Source organism: Kibdelosporangium aridum, from assembly GCF_900176515.1.
Classification (GTDB): domain Bacteria; phylum Actinomycetota; class Actinomycetes; order Mycobacteriales; family Pseudonocardiaceae; genus Kibdelosporangium; species Kibdelosporangium aridum.
The window spans coordinates 1,318,943-1,336,204 of sequence record NZ_FWXV01000001.1; the positions used below are offsets into that span (position 1 = coordinate 1,318,943).

Genomic DNA, 17,262 nt, shown 5'->3' on the forward strand with positions numbered 1-17,262 from the left:
AGCTGGAACGTGAACAAGATCGTGTTGACCGACGCGGAGCGGGCTGTCGTTTCCGCGCTCGTTGACGAGGTGTTCGACCGGGTCGACGTGTGGGACCCGGTCGCGATGGTCGACGAAGTTCCCGGCTTGGCCGAGCGGCTTCCGTTGCGGCTGCGGGAGTTCCTGGTGAACTCGAGGATGGCGGAAGCCGATGTCACGGTGGTGGCCAACCTTCCGGTGGACGAGAACCTCGTGCCGACCCCGATCGGCTGGGACCTGGCGGCCAAAACCGGCGCCGGGCAACGGGAAGAACTAGTGCTGCTGCTGTGCGGAACGGCATTGGCCGACCCGTTCGGCTGGGCCACCCAGCAGGACGGCCGGGTCGTGCACGACGTCTGTCCCGCGCCGGGCATGGAGAACTCGCTGACCAGCGCGAGCAGTGCGGCTCCGCTGACACTGCACACCGAGGACGTGCATCACCCGTGCCGCGGCGACTACGTGTCGCTGTTCTGCCTGCGCAACCCCGATGCGGTCGGCACCACGTTCGTCCGGATCGCCGCGCTCGACCTGCCCGCCGGGACCAGGGAAGTCCTGGCGCAGAACCGCTTCCGTTTCCACCCGGACGACTCGCACATCGGCGCGATCGTGGATCTGGTCGAGGGCGAAGTGCGCGACCGGGTCTTCGACCCCGGCTCGGTCATCTTCGGCCCGGCGGAACGGCCGTACCTGCGGTTCGATGTGGACTTCATGTCCGCGGCAGGTGGCGACACGGAAGCCGAGCAGGCCATTCAGACCACAGTGGACTGTCTGGCGCGTTCGGTCGAGCGCGTGATCCTCGAACCAGGTGACGCGGTGTTCGTGGACAACTACCGGGTCGTGCACGGCCGTGAGCCTTTCGTTCCGCGCTACGACGGCAATGACCGTTGGCTCAAGCGGCTCAACCTGATCCGCGATGTCCGTCGGCTTTACGCGATGAGCGACACGCGCTCACGCATCATCGCCTGAGGAGTGGGCGTGGCGGTGCCGCTTGGCCGCAATCGGGCCTTCCACCTGCTCTGGGTGTCCCAAGCCGGGTCCGAGCTCGGCCAGCACATGTTCCTGATCGTCTATCCGTTGCTCGCGATCGCGCTGACGGACCTGCCGATCGCCGCGGGGCTGGTGGGGTTCGTCGCCACCGGTGTGCAGATGGTCTGCGGACTGCCTGCGGGCCTGCTGGCCGACCGGTACGACCGGAAAACGATCCTTGTGCTGGCCGGGTTGGCCCGAGCGCTCGCCCATGGCAGCTTGGCCGTGGCGATCTGGCTGGATGCGGCGTCCTTCGTGCACCTGCTCGTGGTCGCGGTGGTCGAAGGCTTGGCGCTCGCGGTGGCGTTCCCCGCCGAGGAAGCCGTGCTGCCCCAGGTCGTTCCGGCCACCCAGCTGCCTACCGCGGTCGCCTTGAACACCGCTCGGGCCTCGGCCGGGCAGATGGCCGGAACCAGCCTGGGCGCGGCCTTGTTCGGCGTGGCGAGGGCAATGCCGTTCCTGGCCAACACCGTGATCCAGCTCGGTGCTTCGATCGCGTTGCTGTTCGCTCGTATTCCCAAGCATTCCGGTCAGTCCACTGGGCAGGCGAAACCGTTCTGGCCAGAGCTGATCGCGGGCCTGCGGTGGATCGCGCGGCACCCGTCGTTGCGGGTGATCAGCCTGTGCGCGGTCGGTCTGAACATGGCTTTCGGCGCCACCTTGCTGGCGTTCATCATGTTCTCCCGGCAACGGGGGATATCCGAAGCCCAGATCGGGCTCGTGGTGGCCATGCTCGGCGGCGGGGCGCTGCTCGGCGCGCTTCTTGCGAGCCGGTTGCACGGAGTGGTCCGGCCGTACGTCTCGATCACGGGCGTGCTCTGGGTGACCGCGTTGCTGACACCGGTCTTCGCGATCACCACGAACATGATTGTCGCGGCGGTCGTACTCGTGGTTATCGGCGCCCTGGTGCCGCTGGCGAACACCACCGTGATCACGTATCAGCTGCTGCTGACCCCGGATGACTTGCGGGGCAGGGTGTCCGGAGCGATGGGTGTGTTCAGCAACCTCGCCGAGTCGCTGGCACCGATGGTGGGTGCGGCGCTCGTCCAGTTCGCGGGTGGCCGGACGGCTTTGCTCATCTGCGCCGCGATGATCTCGGTGCCCGCACTGGCCGCGTCGCTCAGCCCGGCCCTGCGCGCCTTCCAACCCGTTGAGGAGACTGTGTGACCACCGCCCTTGAGCAGCTGGATCTCACCGATCCACACACGTTCGTACGCAACGATCTCACCGGGACATGGCGGCGGCTGCGCGCCGAACAACCGGTGTACCTGCACCCGGAGACCTCGCGCGGACCGGCGTTCTGGGTCGTCAGCAGGTACGCCGATGTGCAGGCAGCGGCCCGTGACGTCAAGCGGTACACCTCGGAACGCGGCAACTCGCTGGACACCTTGCTGGCAGGCAGCGATCCGGCTGGCGGGAAGATGCTGACGACGACAGATCCGCCTTGGCACACACACTTGCGCAAACTGTTGCTGCGGTCGTTCGCGCCGCGCGCCCTGCAGATCATCGTCGAGCGGGTGCGTGCGACCACCGAGCAGCTGGTCGCGGACGCCGTACGGCAGGGGGAGTGCGATGTCGCGGCGGACGTGGCGGCCCACGTCCCGCTGGCCACGATCTGCGACCTGCTCGACATCCCGGGACCCGACCGCGCCGAGCTGCTGCGGCTGACCAAGTCCGCGGTCAGTTCCGACTCCCCGGACGCCACCAGCACGGATGCCTGGATGGCGAAGAACGACATCCTCTACTACTTCGCGGAACTCGCCGAGGAGCGCAAGGACAACCCGCACGCCGACATCGTCAGCCTGCTGGCCGCGAGCGAGGTGGACGGCAGGTACCTCAGCCAGAGCGAGGTGGTTCTCAACTGCTACAACCTCATTCTCGGCGGCGACGAGACAACCCGGCTGGCGATGGTCGGCGCGATCGACGCGTTCCTCGAATTCCCGGACCAATGGGATGCGTTGGCCGATGTCGAACCGGCGACCGCGGTCGAGGAAATCCTGCGCTGGACCACGCCTGCCCAGCACTACGGCCGAGTGGCCACCGAGGACGTGGTGATCGCGGGCCAGCAGATCCCCGCAGGCGACATCGTGACCCTGTGGTCGTGTTCGGCGAACCGGGACGAAACGGTGTTCGACCGGCCCGACGAGTTCGACCTGTCGCGGACGCCCAACAACCACCTGACTTTCGGATACGGTCCGCACTTCTGCATCGGCGCGTACCTGGCGAGGGTGGAAATCCAGGCGCTGCTGGACTCGTTGCGCCGCCAGGTGTCCCGGATCGAGCGGTGCGGGCCGAGCGAACGGATCTATTCGACGTTGTTCGCGGGCATCAGCCGCCTGCCGGTGCGTCTGCGTGCCCGGTGAGGCGACGTCGGCACGCGGCTGCTTCCATGTGGTCGCCGACCGAGATGAACAATCTCGCCGCCGATTCGAAGGCCTTGTCGGCTTCCTCGGACTCGGCACGCTGAAGGTGCACCGCGCCCGTTTCCATCAGGGTGAACGCGCCACACCGCTCGTCTTCGAGTTTCTCGAAGACTGCCAAGGCGTCGCGCAGGCAGTCCATTGCCTGCGCGGTGGCACCTTTCTTGCAATGCAAGCGGCTCATCTCGCGTAACACCACGGCTTCACGATGGATGTCGCCGTGCTGACGGGAAAGTCTCAACGCGTCACCGTAGGACGCCTCAGCCTGGTCGAGACGGCCCTGCGCCAGGTAGATCCCGGCCATTCCGTTGTGGAACTGGGCCTCGATGTTCCGATCGCCGGAAGCCAGGTCGATCGACCGCTGGATGAGCTGCAGCGCACGGTCGTTCTCGCCACGGATGCGGGCAACCGTGGCCAGCCCGCTGACAGCGAGCGCCTCACCGCGGCGGTCGGCGACGTCACGGGCAAGGGCCAGCGACCGGCCAAGGTTGAGAACGGCCTCGTCGAAGGTCTCCCGGTAGATCTGCACCTGCGCGAGGCCACGCAGCAACACGGCCTCGCCTCGCCTGTTCCCGTTGGCACGGACGGCTTTCAGTGCGAGTTCGTGGCTCTGCTTCCAGTCCTCGTGCAGACTTCGGATGTCGTAGTACGAGACGGTCAACGCGGCGATCTCCCACGCGGCCTCGTCCATCTGCCATTCGGCCGCCATCTTCACCGCGCCGATCAGCATGCCCCGCTCGGCGTCGAGCCAGTCCAGCGGCGCGGCGACAACGGGACCCACCGCTTCGGGCGGCAGCTCCAGCCGCGGCGCCTTTCCCGGCAGTGGCTCGAACAAGCTCGGTGGCAGCCGGTCGACGGCTGTCTTCAGCATCGTCAGCCCCGCACCCAGCAGCCTGGCCACAGCCGCTTGCCGGGTCTGGACCGAGTAGTTCTCGGCGGTCTCCAGCGCGTATGTCCTCAATAGACCTTGCAGCCGGTAACGCGGCTGGCCGGCTTTGTCGGTGTCGGTGAGCTGCAACAGGTTCGCGTCGAGCAGCGCGTCCAGCACGTCGTCGCTGTGGGCCCGGTCCAGCAACGGGCCGATGACCCAGCCGGGAAAAGTGCGCATGCCAAGGTGCCCGAGCAGCGCGAAGGCCCGCACCACATCGGACGGCAACGACCGCAGGCTCAGCCCGAAGCTCGCCCGCACGTCGAGCTCGCCGACCCGCAGCTCGCTGAGCCGCTTCGACTCGTTGGCAAGGCGTTGCCGAAGAACCCGCAACGGCCACGAGGCCCGGCCGGCCAGTTTGCCGCCGCTGATCCGGATCGCCAACGGCAAATAGCCGCAGGACCGCACGATCGCCTTGGCGTCACCGGGTTCCGCGGCCACCCGGTCACGGCCGACAATCGCGGTGAACAGCCGGTGCGCCTCCTGCGGGCGGAACACGTCAAGGTCGATGTGCTTGGCACCGGGCAGATCGGTCAGCTGAGTGCGGCTCGTGACCACGACCGCGCAACTGCCCGCGGACGGCAGCAGCGGCTTGACCTGGTCCGCCGACGCGGCGTCGTCCAGCACGAGCAGCATCCGCCGCCGCGCCATCAGCGTGCGGTAGAGCGTGGCCCGTGCGTGCAGGCTGTCCGGCAGCCAGACGCCTGTGATGCCCAGTGCGTGCAGCATTTCGGCCAATACCACGGCGGCGGCCCGCGGCTCGCCGGACGTTCCGGCCAGATCGAGGTAGAACTCCCCGTCGGGGAACTCCTCGGTTGTGGTGTGCGCGGCATGAATGGCCAGCGTCGACTTGCCGACACCCGGGCCGCCGACCACGACCGCCACGGGAGGCGGTCCACTGTCCGACCGTTCCGCGATCACCTTGGCGATCGCGGCAAGCTGCTCCTCACGGGCGGTGAAGTCGGGAATGTCAGGTGGGAGTTGGTGCACCGGGCTCGCTGGATCCATATCCTGACGTGGCGGCGTGGCCGGAGCGAGGGACCCGTCGGCACGCAGGATCTGTTCATGCAGCCGCCGCAAGGGGGGACTGGGATCGACGCCCAGTTCATCGGCGAGACGGTCTCGTAGGTCGGTGTACGCGGTCAACGCCTCGGCTTGCCGCCCTTGCCGGTACAGGGCGAGCATCTGCAGCTCGCGCAGGTGTTCCCGGAGCGGGTGTTCGGTGACCAGATCGGACAACTCGGTTGCCACCCGGGTGTGTTCACCACGCAGCAGGTTGATCTCGGCGAGATCTTCCTGCAGGCACACCCGCAGCTCGTTCAACCGGTCGGCCTCCGCTTGGACGAGCGGCGTCGCAGGCACATCCTGCAGCGCTGAACCGCGCCACAACGCGAGCGCGTCCGTGAGCAGCGCCGCCGCCTCGTCGGGCCGTCCTGCCCGCCATTCGGTGCGGCCACGGTCGGCCAGGTCCATGAACCGCCCGAGATCCGTGTCCTGGGGCTCGATCCGCAGCTTGTAGCCGGGTGCCTGGGTGACGAGCAGCTGGCCGTCGGGGTCGGACAAGAGCTTGCGGAGCCGGGACACGTAACCGTGGACCTGGTTGCCGACGGTTTTCGGCTGGTCATCACCCCAGAGCTCGGTCGCGATCCGGTCGACCGACAGAACTTGGTCGGCCTCGCTGAGCAGCAGCGCGAGCAACACCCGCCACTTGGGGGCGCGCACGGCGTGCCATTCACCGGCGTCCAGGATTTCCAAGGGACCAAGGGCCCGAAAACGCATTTCACCCCCACAGCCCGCGTGGCAGGGTAACGCGGGCACACCGGAATTAGTTGATAACTCACCAGTACCAACTTGATCACGACCGGTCAACAGCTGGGGGTTGCAGGCTCCTGTGCTGTGATGCCGAACATGGCCGTTCTGAGAGGTTCAGCGCTCAACGGACCCCGAAGTCCGACCTCGGCACCGTGGGCCGTGCCTGGCGTGCTCGGCCGCGAACGTCATACGTCGTAGAGGGGAATACGGTCCAGGTCGGGCATTTCGTAGATCCGGCCGGGCGCGGAGGTCAGCACGCTCTCGCCGAACGCGGCATCGATCCCCTTGTTGACCATCTCGGCCAGCCGGATCCCGTCCTGGATCAGCAAGTCGTCGCATGTCGTCGCAATCCGGCGGAAGGCGAAGTCCCTCGGCGCCCTGATGGCGCAATAGTCGCCTGGCAGCAACGGGCTGAGCGTCGTGAGTACGCCGACCTGCAGTTCGGTGCCGTTCTGCGCGCCGACGAGGAGGTTGAGCGCGGACTTGACCGTGTTCACCAACGGCATCACCGGGTCCGCCAGGCTGACACCGGCCAATGTGGACAGCTCGTCGAGCACCGTCAGATACGGCTCGACGAGGTCGGACTGCGGTATCGAGAACAGTCCCACCTCGACGTCGACATCGCCGATCCGCGGTAGGTGATCGAGCCGATGCGGCTGTCGGCCAGCCGCATCGAACGCAGGAAAGCGTGGATGTACGTGGTCTCCGGCTCGACCGGGGGTGGTGTGTCCGTTCCGATTCGCGTGAAGAACCAGCTTTCCGCGGGTTCTCGGATCGCCTTAGTCCACCAGCCCATGGCAGCCCTCCTGGAGACGCTCGGCGATACCGAGTTCGGTCACGACCTGTTGTGCCCAGATCCAGCTGGAGAACTGCACGTACGCGTTGCGTTTGGTCCGCTTGTACGCGAAGCCGACCCCCACGTCGCTTTCGTCCAGCAACGCCACACCGGAGTCGCTCGGTATCGTCACAGGGTCGGTGTACGACCGGACCCGTCCCGACGGATCAGGGTCGTAGGCGTCCATGTCGGTGGAGATCACCTTGGTGTGGACGCATTCCCCGTCGAGCCGGTGGAACCGGACCTTCTGGAAATCGCGCGGAACCTCGCCGTCGTAGAACCCCGCGAAGTTGTCCGCGACCGCGATGGACGGCGTCTGGTCAAAGCGGATCAGGCAACGTAGCACCAGGCCAACGGAAGCCCTTCGGTCGTCGGAACCGCTCAGGCCCAGGATCTCCCCGGTCGAGACCGAGAAGTCGAGTTTGACCGGCTCGGTCACCGAATCATCCCGCGTCAGCGCGAGCAGGCTCAGTCGCGTTCCATCGGCGTGTGCGACGAGCAGACGGTCCGCGCGATCGGTGACGCGCAACTCTCTTTGCGCCGCGGGCCCGTGCAACACCGACCACCAGTACATGCCGGCCAACAGGACATTCGGGTTGGCCGCGGCACCGATGGCGGATGCGAAGCTTCTCGTCGCTTCGCCCGTCCTTGCCAGCGGCTGCCGCGGCGCCCCGCCGAGGATGTCGTTCATGAGGGTGGCCAGACTCCGCTGCTCGCTGGTCGGAATTTCGTGACGTGCCCGGCACCGAGTCGAACTGCTCGATAATGTGATTGACCCGCGCTGCGGAATAGGTAATGATTGAGCTACATCAACGGTTAGAAGGAGCGGTCATCATGAACACGTGGGAGCGAGAGGCGTGGCGCCATCATGCGGCCGTCGCGATCGCTGCCGCGTGCCCGTCGGTCTATCGCAGAGTCGCCTTCTACCAGCACGCCGTGATTATCGGCGTGGGCTCCCCGCCATGACATAGCTGGTGTCATGCGCCAAGGGAGCCGCCCATCGGATAAACCGATCCGGGCGGCTTTCTCTATTTGTCGTGTCGAAAAAACAAATCGGCGAGCTTCGGAAAGCGGAATGGCTTCCAAATCCGTTCGTCAGTGGGTTCGACTCCCGCCGCCGGTGCTGAACACAAAAAATATGGTGGAGATGGGGTTGCGGAGCCCCACCCGGCTGTAAACCGGACGCCCTGCGCGGCACAGAGGGTTCGACTCCCTCCTCCACCACGTTTGGCCCCCGTAGCTCAGTGGATAGAGCAGCGGCCTTCTAAGCCGACGGGCGCAGGTTCGACTCCTGCTGGGGGCACGCGGACGAGGTGGAGCATGGCGGTCTGTGCAGCGCCCTGATAAGGCGCAGGACCAGGTTCGACTCCTGGCACCTCGACCACGGGGGACGCGCCGGTGCGCAGACGATCCTTGCAAGATCGCCGTGGAGGGTTCGACACCCTCGTTCTCCACAACGTCCCGTAGCTCAGGCTGGCAGAGCGTCCGCCCGACACGCGGAAGGTCCCAGGTTCAAGTCCTGGCGGGACGACGGTGACCGAAGCCGAAGTAGTCGAGGCCCCGGACTGTGAACCCGGGTATTAGCCGGTGCGAGTCCGGTCGGCCACCCCAAACGTCACGGTTTGCGCGCGACAGCACCCAGCGCGAGCCGTTGAACGGGGTCCTGAGGCTTAAGCCGGGGGCCGTCGGGCCACCAGTCGGAGACGGCGACCAGGCCAGGTTCGACCAGTTCAAGGCCGTCGAGGTACGACAGGATCTCCGCCCGGGTGCGGAAATGCCCGAGACCGACCTCGCTGTTCTGGTAGATCTCCCGCAGTTCAGGCGTGAAGGACCCGTCCTCGGGGTCGTAGGCGTGGGCGAGCACGATGTACGACCCGGACGGGATCCGGTCGATGTAACCGGCGACGATGTCCCTGGGGTTCCGGGCGTCGCTGACGTACTGCACAGAGCCGATGTGGAAGACAGCGACCGGCTCCGACAGGTCAAGGAACTTGCGGATCGTCGGATGCTCGAAGAGCCGCTCGGGATTCCGGAAGTCCGCTTCGACGAAGTGTGTCTGGTCGTTCTCGGCCAGAAGTGCGCGGCCGTGTGCGAGCACGACCGGGTCGGTCGCCGCGTAGACGACCGTGGCCTCGCGGTTCTCCCGCTGGACGATCTCGTGGGTGTTGTCGGTGTTGGGCAGGCCCGGCGCACAGTCCAGGAACTGCTGGACGCCCCGGTGGGCCGCGAGGAACCGCGTCACCCGGCCGGCGAACGCACGGACGTCCCGGGCCAGATCACCCAGTGCGGGTGCCCGTTTCAGCAGCTTGTCCCGCACGTCCCGGTCGACCTGGTAGTTGTCCTTGCCGCCGAGCAGGGCGTTGAAAATGCGGGCGACGTTGGGGCGGTTCGGGTCGATGGAAGACGCCGGGTTGCGCTGGTCTTGGGGATCTGACACGGAGCCGCCTGGGAGTGTGGAGCGTTTCGACAGGTCATAGCGTAGATGGTCATGATTTTCTGGCAAGCAACCACGGCATCAGCGCCTCGGCCAACGCTCGGCTGTAGGGCTTGGCCAGGGATTGGAGCTCGAGACAGCGGGACTCGCCGAGGCTGACATACGGTTTCGCGCTGTTCTCGTCGGTGACTCGCTCGATCTCGGCGCGTCGTGCCTGGCCAGCGGCCGTGAAGGTGAGTTCGGGGGCGTCGGTGAGCCAGTCGCGTTCACGCAGTCCGTCGACGGCGTTGTGCCAGTCCACTTCGGCCCAGCCGCGCGTGGTGCGGAGCGTTTCGGCACTCACTGTGCCGGTCGCGGCGTGGGTGATGAGCGCTTCGATGCCGCTGAGACCGGCGGTCAGCAGGGCGGCGACGTGGGCGTCGCCGCGGTATTCGCGCAGCAAGGTCTGCGCGTGCCACAGCACCAGGTGAGGCTCATCCGGCCAGGGGAGTGCGGCGTGTGCGGCGTAGAGGGGACGCCCGGTGACGTCGTCGGCAACGGTCTCCGCCGCTTCCCGCAGAAGCGTCGCCGCGCGGGCTATCTCGGGCGATTCGACGGCGTCGTGGCCAAGGACTCGGCGCAGTGTCTGGTCGGCGGCGGTGCGCCGTGCTGCCAGGACGGACGCCGGGTCGGTGGTGGCCCACGCCGTGGTGATCGAGTCCGTCACCAGGCGTGGGTTGAAGTTGTAGAAGGTCGCGGTGACGACTGAGGCGGGCACGGTGCCGAACCCCGCTGACCGCGAGGCGAAATACCCAGCGTGATACGACAGACCTAACGCCTTGTAGGCCTCGGTCGCCTCGGGTGCGAAGTAGATCATCCCGTGGATGGGCTCGAGCGTCCGCCAGGTGTCGCGCGCCGTCTTGATCATGCGGCCAACGTAGCGGATCAGCTGCTCGCCGCGGTGCTGGCGACGACAACCGAGGCGATCACGGCCGCCTGCATGGCTTGGACGGCCTTGCGGACCGCCGTGGCGGCCCAGTCGCCTTGAGCGATCTCTTTCGCCCGCCGCTTGGCCGTTTTCTTGTCGCCGACGACCAGCACCTTGGTCACCGCGTCCATGGCGTGCAGCAACGCGATCAAGGGGCCGGTCCGTGCGTCGGGCTGCCGTTCACCGGACAGCACAAGCGAAAGACGGGACCGCATCTCGCTCTCGTAGGAGTTGTTGTTGGCCGGCAGGCGGTTCGTCCGGAACAGGCCCATCACCTTGTGTTCCTCACGGCGCAGGATGCCGCCGTCCACCAATTCGCCGGCCAGTTGCTCACGCAGGCCCTTCGCCAGCCGCCCAAGCGCGGCTTCCGGTTTGCGGCCGTCGAACTCCTCGACGACAGCCAACCCCCGCCGCAGCACCGGTTCGGTCGGCGGTTCGGCGGAGAGCATCACCAACCGACCCTTGTCCGTGACGTCGACCAGACCGCGGGCGGCCAGGTCGACCAGCACCGCTCCGGCCATCGCCTTGTCCGGTTCGGACACGCCAGGGGTGATCCGGCCCGTCTCGTCGTCGAGCACCAGCAGCAGGAGGTCATGAGCGGTCAGCATGATCGCGAGAGTAGCCGGGAACCGGCCCAGGCGCCGCCGAGGTCACCAGTTGGTCGGCACCGAGTGGGCTACCTTCGCGCACACATCCCAGTAACGGAGGGAAACGCTCGCGATGGACAACACTCGGTACGAGTACTGGCCGCTGATCCACCGTCCCCGGCTGGAACTGCCCAACGGCGCCCGGCTGGCGTTCTGGATCGGGTACAACATCGAGCACTTCGAGGTGGACAAGCCCTCGACCAGCATCTTCGACGGCACCGCGATGCTGCAGCCGGACCCGCTGAACTTCGGCTGGCGCGACTACGGCGCCAGGGTCGGCGTCTGGCGGATGATGGACCTGTTGAGCAGGCACAACATCCGGGCCAGCGTCACGCTCAACTCGGACGTGTGCGCCCGCTACCCGCAGATCATCGAAGAAGGCAACAAACTCGACTGGATCTGGCTCGCACACGGCAAGAACAACTCGATCTTCCAAACCGGCATGTCACCGGAGGACGAGCGCGCCTACCTGACCGACGTGATCACCACGATCAAGGACAGCACCGGCAAACAGCCGAGGGGATGGCTCGGGCCTGCGCTCACCGAGACCTTCAACACCCCGGACATCCTCGCCGAGCTCGGCGTCGACTACGTGCTGGACTGGTGCAACGACGACCAGCCGTACCCGATGAAGGTCAAGCAGGGCCGGATGATCAGCGTGCCCTATTCCATCGAGGTCAACGACATCCCGATGTTCGTCACCAAGGGATACACCGGCGAGCAGTTCTACCAGGCAGTGGTCGACCAGTTCGACCAGCTCTACGCCGAGGGAGCGCAGACCGGCCGGGTGATGGGCCTCGCGCTGCACCCGTTCGTCATCAACCAGCCGTTCCGGCACAAGTACCTGGCCCGCGCCCTGGAGTACATCACTGGCCACGACGATGTGTGGCTGACCACGAGCGACGAGATCGCCGAGTGGTACTACCGTGAGTACTACGACTCGGTGACACAGTGAGTGCTCTCGACGGCACCGAACTCGGGCGGTATCTGCGTTGGCTGGCCGACGAGCGTGGCCAGCACTTCGCTGACTACCAGCAGTTGTGGCGCTGGTCGGTCACCGACCTGGCGGGATTCTGGTCGTCCATTTGGGACTTCTGCGGAGTGCGTGCGCACACGCCGTATGAGCAAGTCCTTGGCAGCCGGGAGATGCCGGGTGCGCAGTGGTTCACCGGAGCCACGCTCAACTACGCCGAGCACGCAGTCGGAACACCTGCCGATGCCGACCAGGTCGCCATCGTCGCGTATTCCCAGACGCGTCAACACATCGAGCTCACGTTCGGGCAGTTGCGTGACCAGGTCGCCCGGGTGCGGTACGGACTGCGCAAGCTAGGAGTGGGGCGCGGTGATCGGATCGTGGCGTATCTGCCGAACATCCCTGAGGCGGTGGTCGGTTACCTCGCGGCAGCGAGTCTTGGCGCGATTTGGGCTTGCTGCGCCCCGGAATTCGGTGCCCGCAGTGTGATCGACCGGTTCGCTCAGCTGGAACCCAAGGTGCTGCTCGCCGTCACCGGATACCGTTACGGCGAGCGGTATTTCGACCGTAAGGCGGAAGTCGCCGAGATCTGCGCCGGGTTGCCGACTGTCGAGCACGCTTTCATTGTTCCCTACGGTGATGCTGACGGTTCGTGGTCCGACATTCTCGACGGGCCAGCCGATCCAGGGTTCGACCCGTTGCCGTTCGACCACCCCTTGTGCGTGTTGTTCTCGTCCGGCACCACCGGAAAACCCAAGGCCATCGTGCACAGCCACGGCGGGGTGCTGGTCGAACACCTGAAGAACCACCTGCTGAGCTTCGACCTGCACCCCGGCGACCGGTTGCAGTGGTTCACCACCACGACGTGGATGGTGTGGAACGCCCTCGTCTCGGCGCTGCTGGTGCGGGCGTCGATCGTGCTGATCGACGGCGATCCGCAGTATCCTGACCTGGTCCACCCGTGGCGGATCGCCGAGCAGGCCGGCACGACGATGATGGGCGCCAGTCCCGGTTTCCTGATGGCGTGCCGCAAAGCAGGTGTGCACCCAGCCAAGGAGTTCGACCTGTCCCGGCTCCGGCAGCTCGGTGCGGTGGGCAGTCCGCTGCACGCCGACGGGTTCCGTTGGGTGCAGGAGGAACTCGGGCCGGATGTGCTGCTGAACGTCGGTTCCGGCGGTACCGATGTGTGCACCGGAATCGTCCAAGGTGGACCGTGGCAGCCGGTGGTCACCGGTGAGATTTCCGGGCGGTGTCTCGGTGTTGACGCGAAGGCGTTCGACGAGCACGGCCGCGAGGTCGTCGGCCAGCTCGGCGAGCTGGTCATCACGTCGCCAATGCCGTCCATGCCGGTCGGCTTCTGGGGAGATACGGATACAAGCCGCTACCGGGCAGCGTACTTCGCCGAATATCCCGGAGTGTGGCGGCACGGCGACTGGATCCGGTTCAGCGATACCGGAAGTTGCGTGGTGACCGGACGCTCGGACGCCACCCTCAACCGGGGCGGCGTCAGGCTGGGCACGGCCGAGTTCTACGCGGTGGTGGAGGAGTTCGACGAGATCGCCGACAGCTTGATCGTGCACCTGGAGGACACTGACGGCGGCTCCGGGGAACTGCTGTTGTTCGTGACCATACGGCCTGGTTACGTGTTGGATGACGCACTGCGCCAAAGGATCGGCAAGGCGTTGCGCAGCGCGCTCTCACCGCGGCACGGTCCCGACACCGTGCTGGCCGTGCCCTCGATTCCCCGTAACCGTACGGGAAAGAAGCTGGAAGTGCCGGTGAAACGGATCCTGCAGGGCGCTGCCGCCGAGGATGTCGTGAGTCGCGACGTCCTGGCCGAGCCGACTTCGTTGGACGCTTTCGTCTCCTACGCGAAGAACCCGCGATGAGCGTGGATCTCGGCTCAATGAAGGCGATCGACGTGCACGTGCACGTCGAACAGGACGAGCACGGCGGTTTCTCGATCGACGACGAACTCATGGCCGCCTCGGCGGCGTACTTCAAGTCGACCGAGGACCGGACGCCGACGATCGACGATATCGCCTCGTACTACCGATCCCGTGGGATCGCGGCGGTCGTGTTCGCGGTGGACGCGTTCACCGCGACCGGGCACCCGCCTTTGTGCAGTGCGGAAATCGCCGACGCGGCCGCGCGCCACGCGGACGTTCTGATCCCGTTCGGCTCGGTCGACCCGCATCACCCCGATGCGGCCGACCGAGCCCGGCGGCTGGTGACCGAGCACGGTGTGCGCGGCTTCAAATTCCACCCGAGCCTGCAGGCGTTCGCACCGAACCACACTCGGTTCTACCCGCTCTACGAGACCATCCAGGAACTCGCCGTCCCCGTTTTGTTCCACAGTGGACAGACTGGGATCGGTGCGGGCCTGCCGGGCGGGCGGGGCATCAAGCTGGGGTACTCCAATCCGATGCTCGTCGACGACGTGGCCGCCGACTTTCCCGGCCTGACCATCATCCTGGCCCACCCGTCCGTTCCCTGGCAGGACGAGGCGATCTCCGTCGCCACGCACAAGGCTAACGTCTACATCGACCTGTCGGGCTGGTCACCGAAGTACTTCCCGGCCCAGCTGGTTCGCGCGTCGAACTCGTTGCTGCGCCACAAGGTCATGTTCGGCTCCGACTTCCCGCTGATCACCCCGGACCGCTGGCTGGCCGACTTCGCCGGCCTCGACCTCAAGCCGGAAGTCCGGCCGCTGATCCTCAAGTACAACGCCGCCCGAGTGCTGCGACTGTCCTGACTGGTCATGGAAGGTTCTCGAAAACCGCGGACTGCGCGGTGCGGCCGTGAGTCGTCAACGACCACGTACTTTCCACCTTCGGGTCGTTCGCGCACGACGGGCACGTGATGTGCAGGGTGTCGACGGTCTCGTAAATGCGGCACGTCTCGCTGGTCAGCACATGCCTGCCGCTGGGGCAGCGATTGGGTATGACGACTTGCAGACCGTGGGCGGTGGCGCGATAGCGAGCTGGACCGTGCGATGGGATGTTGTTGCTGGTCAAAGGTGTCGTCATGGGGAAGGATCGTAGCCCCTGTCGAACATGCGTTCTAGGCCTTTCGGTGTGTCGCCGACGTTGCGCAGGCCGGTCGGCGTGTCGCCACATTCAGGTCAGAACAGTCATGGCAGAGCGGCCCGGGTGGCGGTCAGTTCGGTGAAGAGGTCGCCGAGCAGGCCGACACGTTCGAGGACCGTGTCCGTGGCGAACGTGAGGTCTTCCGGCGCCCCGCAGTCGCGGACCTCGTCCCAGGTGATGGGCGTGGCAACAGTGGGCTGCGCGCGGCCGCGCAGGGAGTACGGGCTGATCGTGGTCTTGGCCGGGTTGTTCTGGCTCCAGTCGATGAAAACCCGGTTTGTCCGCAGTGCTTTGGTCATCTTGGCGGTGACCAGGTCCGGAGTTTCCCGCGCGAGGCGTTCGGCGAGTGTTTTGGCGTACGCGGCCGGGGCTTTCGCGTTCGTGGTGTGAATGCCCGCGTAGAGCTGCATTCCCTTGGAGCCGGAGGTCGTCGCCAACGGCGTGAGTCCGTCGGCAACCAGCAGGTCGTGCAGCCGCAGGGCGACCCGCGCGCAGTCGACGATGGTGGTGCCCTCGCCGGGATCGAGGTCGAAGACCAGCCGGTCGGGTGAACCGCGGCTGCCGTCCGGGCCGACTGTCCACTGTGGGGTGTGCAGTTCGAGTGCGGCCAGGTTGGCGGCCCACACCAGCGACGGCAGATCGTCGATCAGGGGATAGTTGATGGTGTCGCCGCTGCCACGGGACCCACTGCTCGGCAATGAGACCGTACGCAGCCACGAGGGCGCGCCGCGGGCGACGTTCTTCTCGAAGAACCGTTCCCCGTCGACGCCGTCGGGGAAGCGGATGAAGGTGACCGGCCGGTTGGCGAGGTGGGGCAGCAGCACCGGCGCGACCTGCGTGTAGTAGCTGATCACGTGGGCTTTGGTGAACCCGGACGGGTACAGCGGCTTGTCCAGATTGGATAGACGCAGTTGCTTGTCGCCGACTCGGACGGTCACCCGTTGCTGCTGTGGCGGGTCGGGGTCGCGGGACGTGGCGCGCGGGGCGATGACCTCGTCGGGGGATTTGTCGTGGCGCAGGCCACGCCAGCTGGTGTGCCGCAGCCGGCCGTCACCGTGGGTGAACTGGCGGTACTCGACCTCGCCGACCAGCATGGGCTCGACCCACCTCGCGCGCACGACGTCCTCGCGCGGCGGGGTGGTGGCGAACGGGTGGGTCCGCCGTTCGATCGGCTGGAGCTGGGCTTTCAGCTCGGCGCGTTCGCGCTGCGAGAAGCCGGTGCCGACGTCGCCGAGGTAGACCAGGTCGCCGCTGCTGGGGTCGTACCCGCCGAGCATCAGGCCGCCGAGGGTGTTGTCGAAGCCGCGCTGGCCTGGCCGCCACCCGCAGACGATGACTTCCTGCGTGTGGGTGAGAGCGTGTTTGAGCCAGGCGTCCGTCCGGCGGCCGGGCGTGTAGGGCGCGGTGCGGTGTTTGGCGATCAGTCCTTCTTGGCCCTCGGTGGCCACGCGGTTGAGCAGCTGCTGTGGGGTGAGCCGGTCCGCGGCCAGCTCGTCGAACGTGATCGACGGGACGACCGAGATGCGATGCGGATCGGGCATCGGGAGCTTGGTGAGCTGCGCGCGGCGCTGGTCGTAGGACAGGTCAAGCAAGCGCTGATCACCGAGTTGCAGCAGGTCGAACACCAGATACCGGACGGGCAAGTCGTCGAACTCGTCAAGCCGCCCAGCGGTTTGGTGCTTGCGGTAGCGGCCACGACGCTCCTGCATCAGCCCGAAGTCGACCCGTCCGGCCTGGTTGTAGACCACGATCTCGCCGTCGAGCACGGCGGCCTGCCCGTCCAGATCGAGCACGCCGAGCAGAGTGGGGAACTCCTCGGTGAAGTCGATGCCGTTACGACTGGTGAGAATGGTGGTGCCGTCGGCAGCGATGCGCATGGCGGCGCGGTAGCCGTCGAGCTTGTACTCATAGGCCCAATTCGGACCGCTCGGCATACGACCACGGTCCGGCTTGGCCAACATCGGCTCGACCCACGCAGGCACGTCCGCGTCATCGCGAGCTGAACCTGCCATCGCAGCCACCCTTGCCTGGATCGTCCCGATGACCGTAACTCGACTGGCCCAACCTTGCTAGCTGGGAAAACGCGCCGAACACGACCCGGATCGATGTGGCC

Annotated in this window: 15 protein-coding genes and 5 tRNA genes; 11 read left to right on the forward strand and 9 right to left on the reverse strand. The window is 66.5% G+C overall.

What is annotated here, in order from left to right:
- Window positions 1-9 precede the first annotated feature (9 nt).
- Genes B9C43_RS05515 through B9C43_RS05525 form a run of 3 tightly spaced genes read left to right on the forward strand, consistent with a single transcriptional unit; the run spans window position 10 to window position 3,407 of the window.
- Window positions 10-984 (forward strand): TauD/TfdA family dioxygenase, encoded by a 975-nt coding sequence (locus B9C43_RS05515; RefSeq protein ID WP_200825426.1) that lies wholly within the window; start codon window positions 10-12, stop codon window positions 982-984.
- A gap of 9 nt (window positions 985-993) precedes the next feature.
- Window positions 994-2,211, forward strand: coding sequence for an MFS transporter (locus tag B9C43_RS05520; protein WP_160096339.1), 1,218 nt, complete (start codon window positions 994-996; stop codon window positions 2,209-2,211).
- Window positions 2,208-3,407 carry a cytochrome P450 gene (locus B9C43_RS05525; protein ID WP_084424932.1) on the forward strand — a complete coding sequence of 400 codons (1,200 nt, stop codon included), beginning with the start codon at window positions 2,208-2,210 and terminating at the stop codon, window positions 3,405-3,407. The genes B9C43_RS05520 and B9C43_RS05525 overlap by 4 nt, the downstream gene beginning before the upstream one ends.
- Here B9C43_RS05525 and B9C43_RS05530 read toward each other — a convergent pair.
- From B9C43_RS05530 to B9C43_RS05540, 4 genes are all read right to left on the reverse strand, one after another.
- Window positions 3,373-6,171, reverse strand: coding sequence for an AfsR/SARP family transcriptional regulator (locus B9C43_RS05530; RefSeq protein ID WP_084424933.1), 2,799 nt, complete (start codon window positions 6,169-6,171; stop codon window positions 3,373-3,375). The genes B9C43_RS05525 and B9C43_RS05530 overlap by 35 nt on opposite strands.
- A 218-nt stretch (window positions 6,172-6,389) precedes the next feature.
- Window positions 6,390-6,812 (reverse strand): hypothetical protein, encoded by a 423-nt coding sequence (locus B9C43_RS05535; protein WP_084424934.1) that lies wholly within the window; start codon window positions 6,810-6,812, stop codon window positions 6,390-6,392.
- On the reverse strand, window positions 6,764-7,000 hold the full coding sequence (locus B9C43_RS55420) for a hypothetical protein (RefSeq protein ID WP_143446135.1): 237 nt from the start codon (window positions 6,998-7,000) through the stop codon (window positions 6,764-6,766). The genes B9C43_RS05535 and B9C43_RS55420 overlap by 49 nt, the downstream gene beginning before the upstream one ends.
- Window positions 6,984-7,730 (reverse strand): hypothetical protein, encoded by a 747-nt coding sequence (locus tag B9C43_RS05540; RefSeq protein ID WP_084424935.1) that lies wholly within the window; start codon window positions 7,728-7,730, stop codon window positions 6,984-6,986. The genes B9C43_RS55420 and B9C43_RS05540 overlap by 17 nt, the downstream gene beginning before the upstream one ends.
- 449 nt (window positions 7,731-8,179) lie before the next feature.
- Here B9C43_RS05540 and B9C43_RS56595 point away from each other — a divergent pair.
- From B9C43_RS56595 to B9C43_RS05560, 5 genes are all read left to right on the forward strand, one after another.
- Window positions 8,180-8,263 (forward strand) — tRNA-Tyr (locus B9C43_RS56595).
- A gap of 6 nt (window positions 8,264-8,269) precedes the next feature.
- Window positions 8,270-8,342, forward strand: a tRNA-Arg gene (locus tag B9C43_RS05545).
- A gap of 6 nt (window positions 8,343-8,348) precedes the next feature.
- A tRNA-Ile gene (locus B9C43_RS05550) sits at window positions 8,349-8,423 on the forward strand.
- Window positions 8,424-8,496: 73 nt separating this feature from the next.
- Window positions 8,497-8,570, forward strand: a tRNA-Val gene (locus B9C43_RS05555).
- A 2-nt stretch (window positions 8,571-8,572) separates the two neighbouring features.
- Window positions 8,573-8,650: transfer RNA gene (locus tag B9C43_RS05560), tRNA-His, on the forward strand.
- 4 nt (window positions 8,651-8,654) lie between these two features.
- Here B9C43_RS05560 and B9C43_RS05565 read toward each other — a convergent pair.
- Genes B9C43_RS05565 through B9C43_RS05575 form a run of 3 tightly spaced genes read right to left on the reverse strand, consistent with a single transcriptional unit; the run spans window position 8,655 to window position 11,048 of the window.
- The gene (locus B9C43_RS05565; protein WP_084424936.1) at window positions 8,655-9,476 is read right to left on the reverse strand and encodes an SAM-dependent methyltransferase; all 822 of its coding nucleotides are present in this window, start codon (window positions 9,474-9,476) and stop codon (window positions 8,655-8,657) included.
- A gap of 49 nt (window positions 9,477-9,525) precedes the next feature.
- Window positions 9,526-10,380, reverse strand: a complete 855-nt coding sequence (locus B9C43_RS05570) for an SCO6745 family protein (RefSeq protein WP_084424937.1) — start codon at window positions 10,378-10,380, stop codon at window positions 9,526-9,528.
- 17 nt (window positions 10,381-10,397) lie between these two features.
- Window positions 10,398-11,048 (reverse strand): GOLPH3/VPS74 family protein, encoded by a 651-nt coding sequence (locus B9C43_RS05575; protein WP_084424938.1) that lies wholly within the window; start codon window positions 11,046-11,048, stop codon window positions 10,398-10,400.
- 112 nt (window positions 11,049-11,160) lie between these two features.
- On the opposite strand from B9C43_RS05575, the gene B9C43_RS05580 reads away from it, so the two are divergent.
- The 3 genes from B9C43_RS05580 to B9C43_RS05590 are packed head-to-tail and all read left to right on the forward strand — an operon-like array spanning window position 11,161 to window position 14,815.
- On the forward strand, window positions 11,161-12,042 hold the full coding sequence (locus tag B9C43_RS05580; RefSeq protein ID WP_084424939.1) for a polysaccharide deacetylase family protein: 882 nt from the start codon (window positions 11,161-11,163) through the stop codon (window positions 12,040-12,042).
- Window positions 12,039-13,949 carry an acetoacetate--CoA ligase gene (locus B9C43_RS05585; RefSeq protein ID WP_084424940.1) on the forward strand — a complete coding sequence of 637 codons (1,911 nt, stop codon included), beginning with the start codon at window positions 12,039-12,041 and terminating at the stop codon, window positions 13,947-13,949. The genes B9C43_RS05580 and B9C43_RS05585 overlap by 4 nt, the downstream gene beginning before the upstream one ends.
- 2 nt (window positions 13,950-13,951) lie before the next feature.
- The gene (locus B9C43_RS05590; RefSeq protein WP_084424941.1) at window positions 13,952-14,815 is read left to right on the forward strand and encodes an amidohydrolase family protein; all 864 of its coding nucleotides are present in this window, start codon (window positions 13,952-13,954) and stop codon (window positions 14,813-14,815) included.
- 4 nt (window positions 14,816-14,819) lie between these two features.
- On the opposite strand, the gene B9C43_RS05595 is transcribed toward B9C43_RS05590, so the two are convergent.
- Both B9C43_RS05595 and ligD read right to left on the reverse strand, forming a co-directional pair.
- A complete protein-coding gene (locus tag B9C43_RS05595) occupies window positions 14,820-15,089 on the reverse strand; it encodes a hypothetical protein (protein WP_084424942.1) in 270 nt (89 codons plus the stop codon).
- A 104-nt stretch (window positions 15,090-15,193) separates the two neighbouring features.
- Window positions 15,194-17,161 (reverse strand): DNA ligase D, encoded by a 1,968-nt coding sequence (ligD, locus tag B9C43_RS05600; protein WP_084424943.1) that lies wholly within the window; start codon window positions 17,159-17,161, stop codon window positions 15,194-15,196.
- Window positions 17,162-17,262: the final 101 nt, after the last annotated feature.

Excerpts from the sequence above, each read along its gene's own strand:
- B9C43_RS05530 (WP_084424933.1), bottom strand. The coding sequence starts at position 6,171 with ATGCGTTTTCGGGCCCTTGGTCCCTTGGAAATCCTGGACGCCGGTGAA.
- B9C43_RS55420 (WP_143446135.1), bottom strand. The coding sequence starts at position 7,000 with ATGGGCTGGTGGACTAAGGCGATCCGAGAACCCGCGGAAAGCTGGTTC.
- B9C43_RS05540 (WP_084424935.1), bottom strand. The coding sequence starts at position 7,730 with ATGAACGACATCCTCGGCGGGGCGCCGCGGCAGCCGCTGGCAAGGACG.
- B9C43_RS05570 (WP_084424937.1), bottom strand. The coding sequence starts at position 10,380 with ATGATCAAGACGGCGCGCGACACCTGGCGGACGCTCGAGCCCATCCAC.
- B9C43_RS05575 (WP_084424938.1), bottom strand. The coding sequence starts at position 11,048 with ATGCTGACCGCTCATGACCTCCTGCTGCTGGTGCTCGACGACGAGACG.
- B9C43_RS05580 (WP_084424939.1), top strand. The coding sequence starts at position 11,161 with ATGGACAACACTCGGTACGAGTACTGGCCGCTGATCCACCGTCCCCGG.
- B9C43_RS05595 (WP_084424942.1), bottom strand. The coding sequence starts at position 15,089 with ATGACGACACCTTTGACCAGCAACAACATCCCATCGCACGGTCCAGCT.
- ligD (WP_084424943.1), bottom strand. The coding sequence starts at position 17,161 with ATGGCAGGTTCAGCTCGCGATGACGCGGACGTGCCTGCGTGGGTCGAG.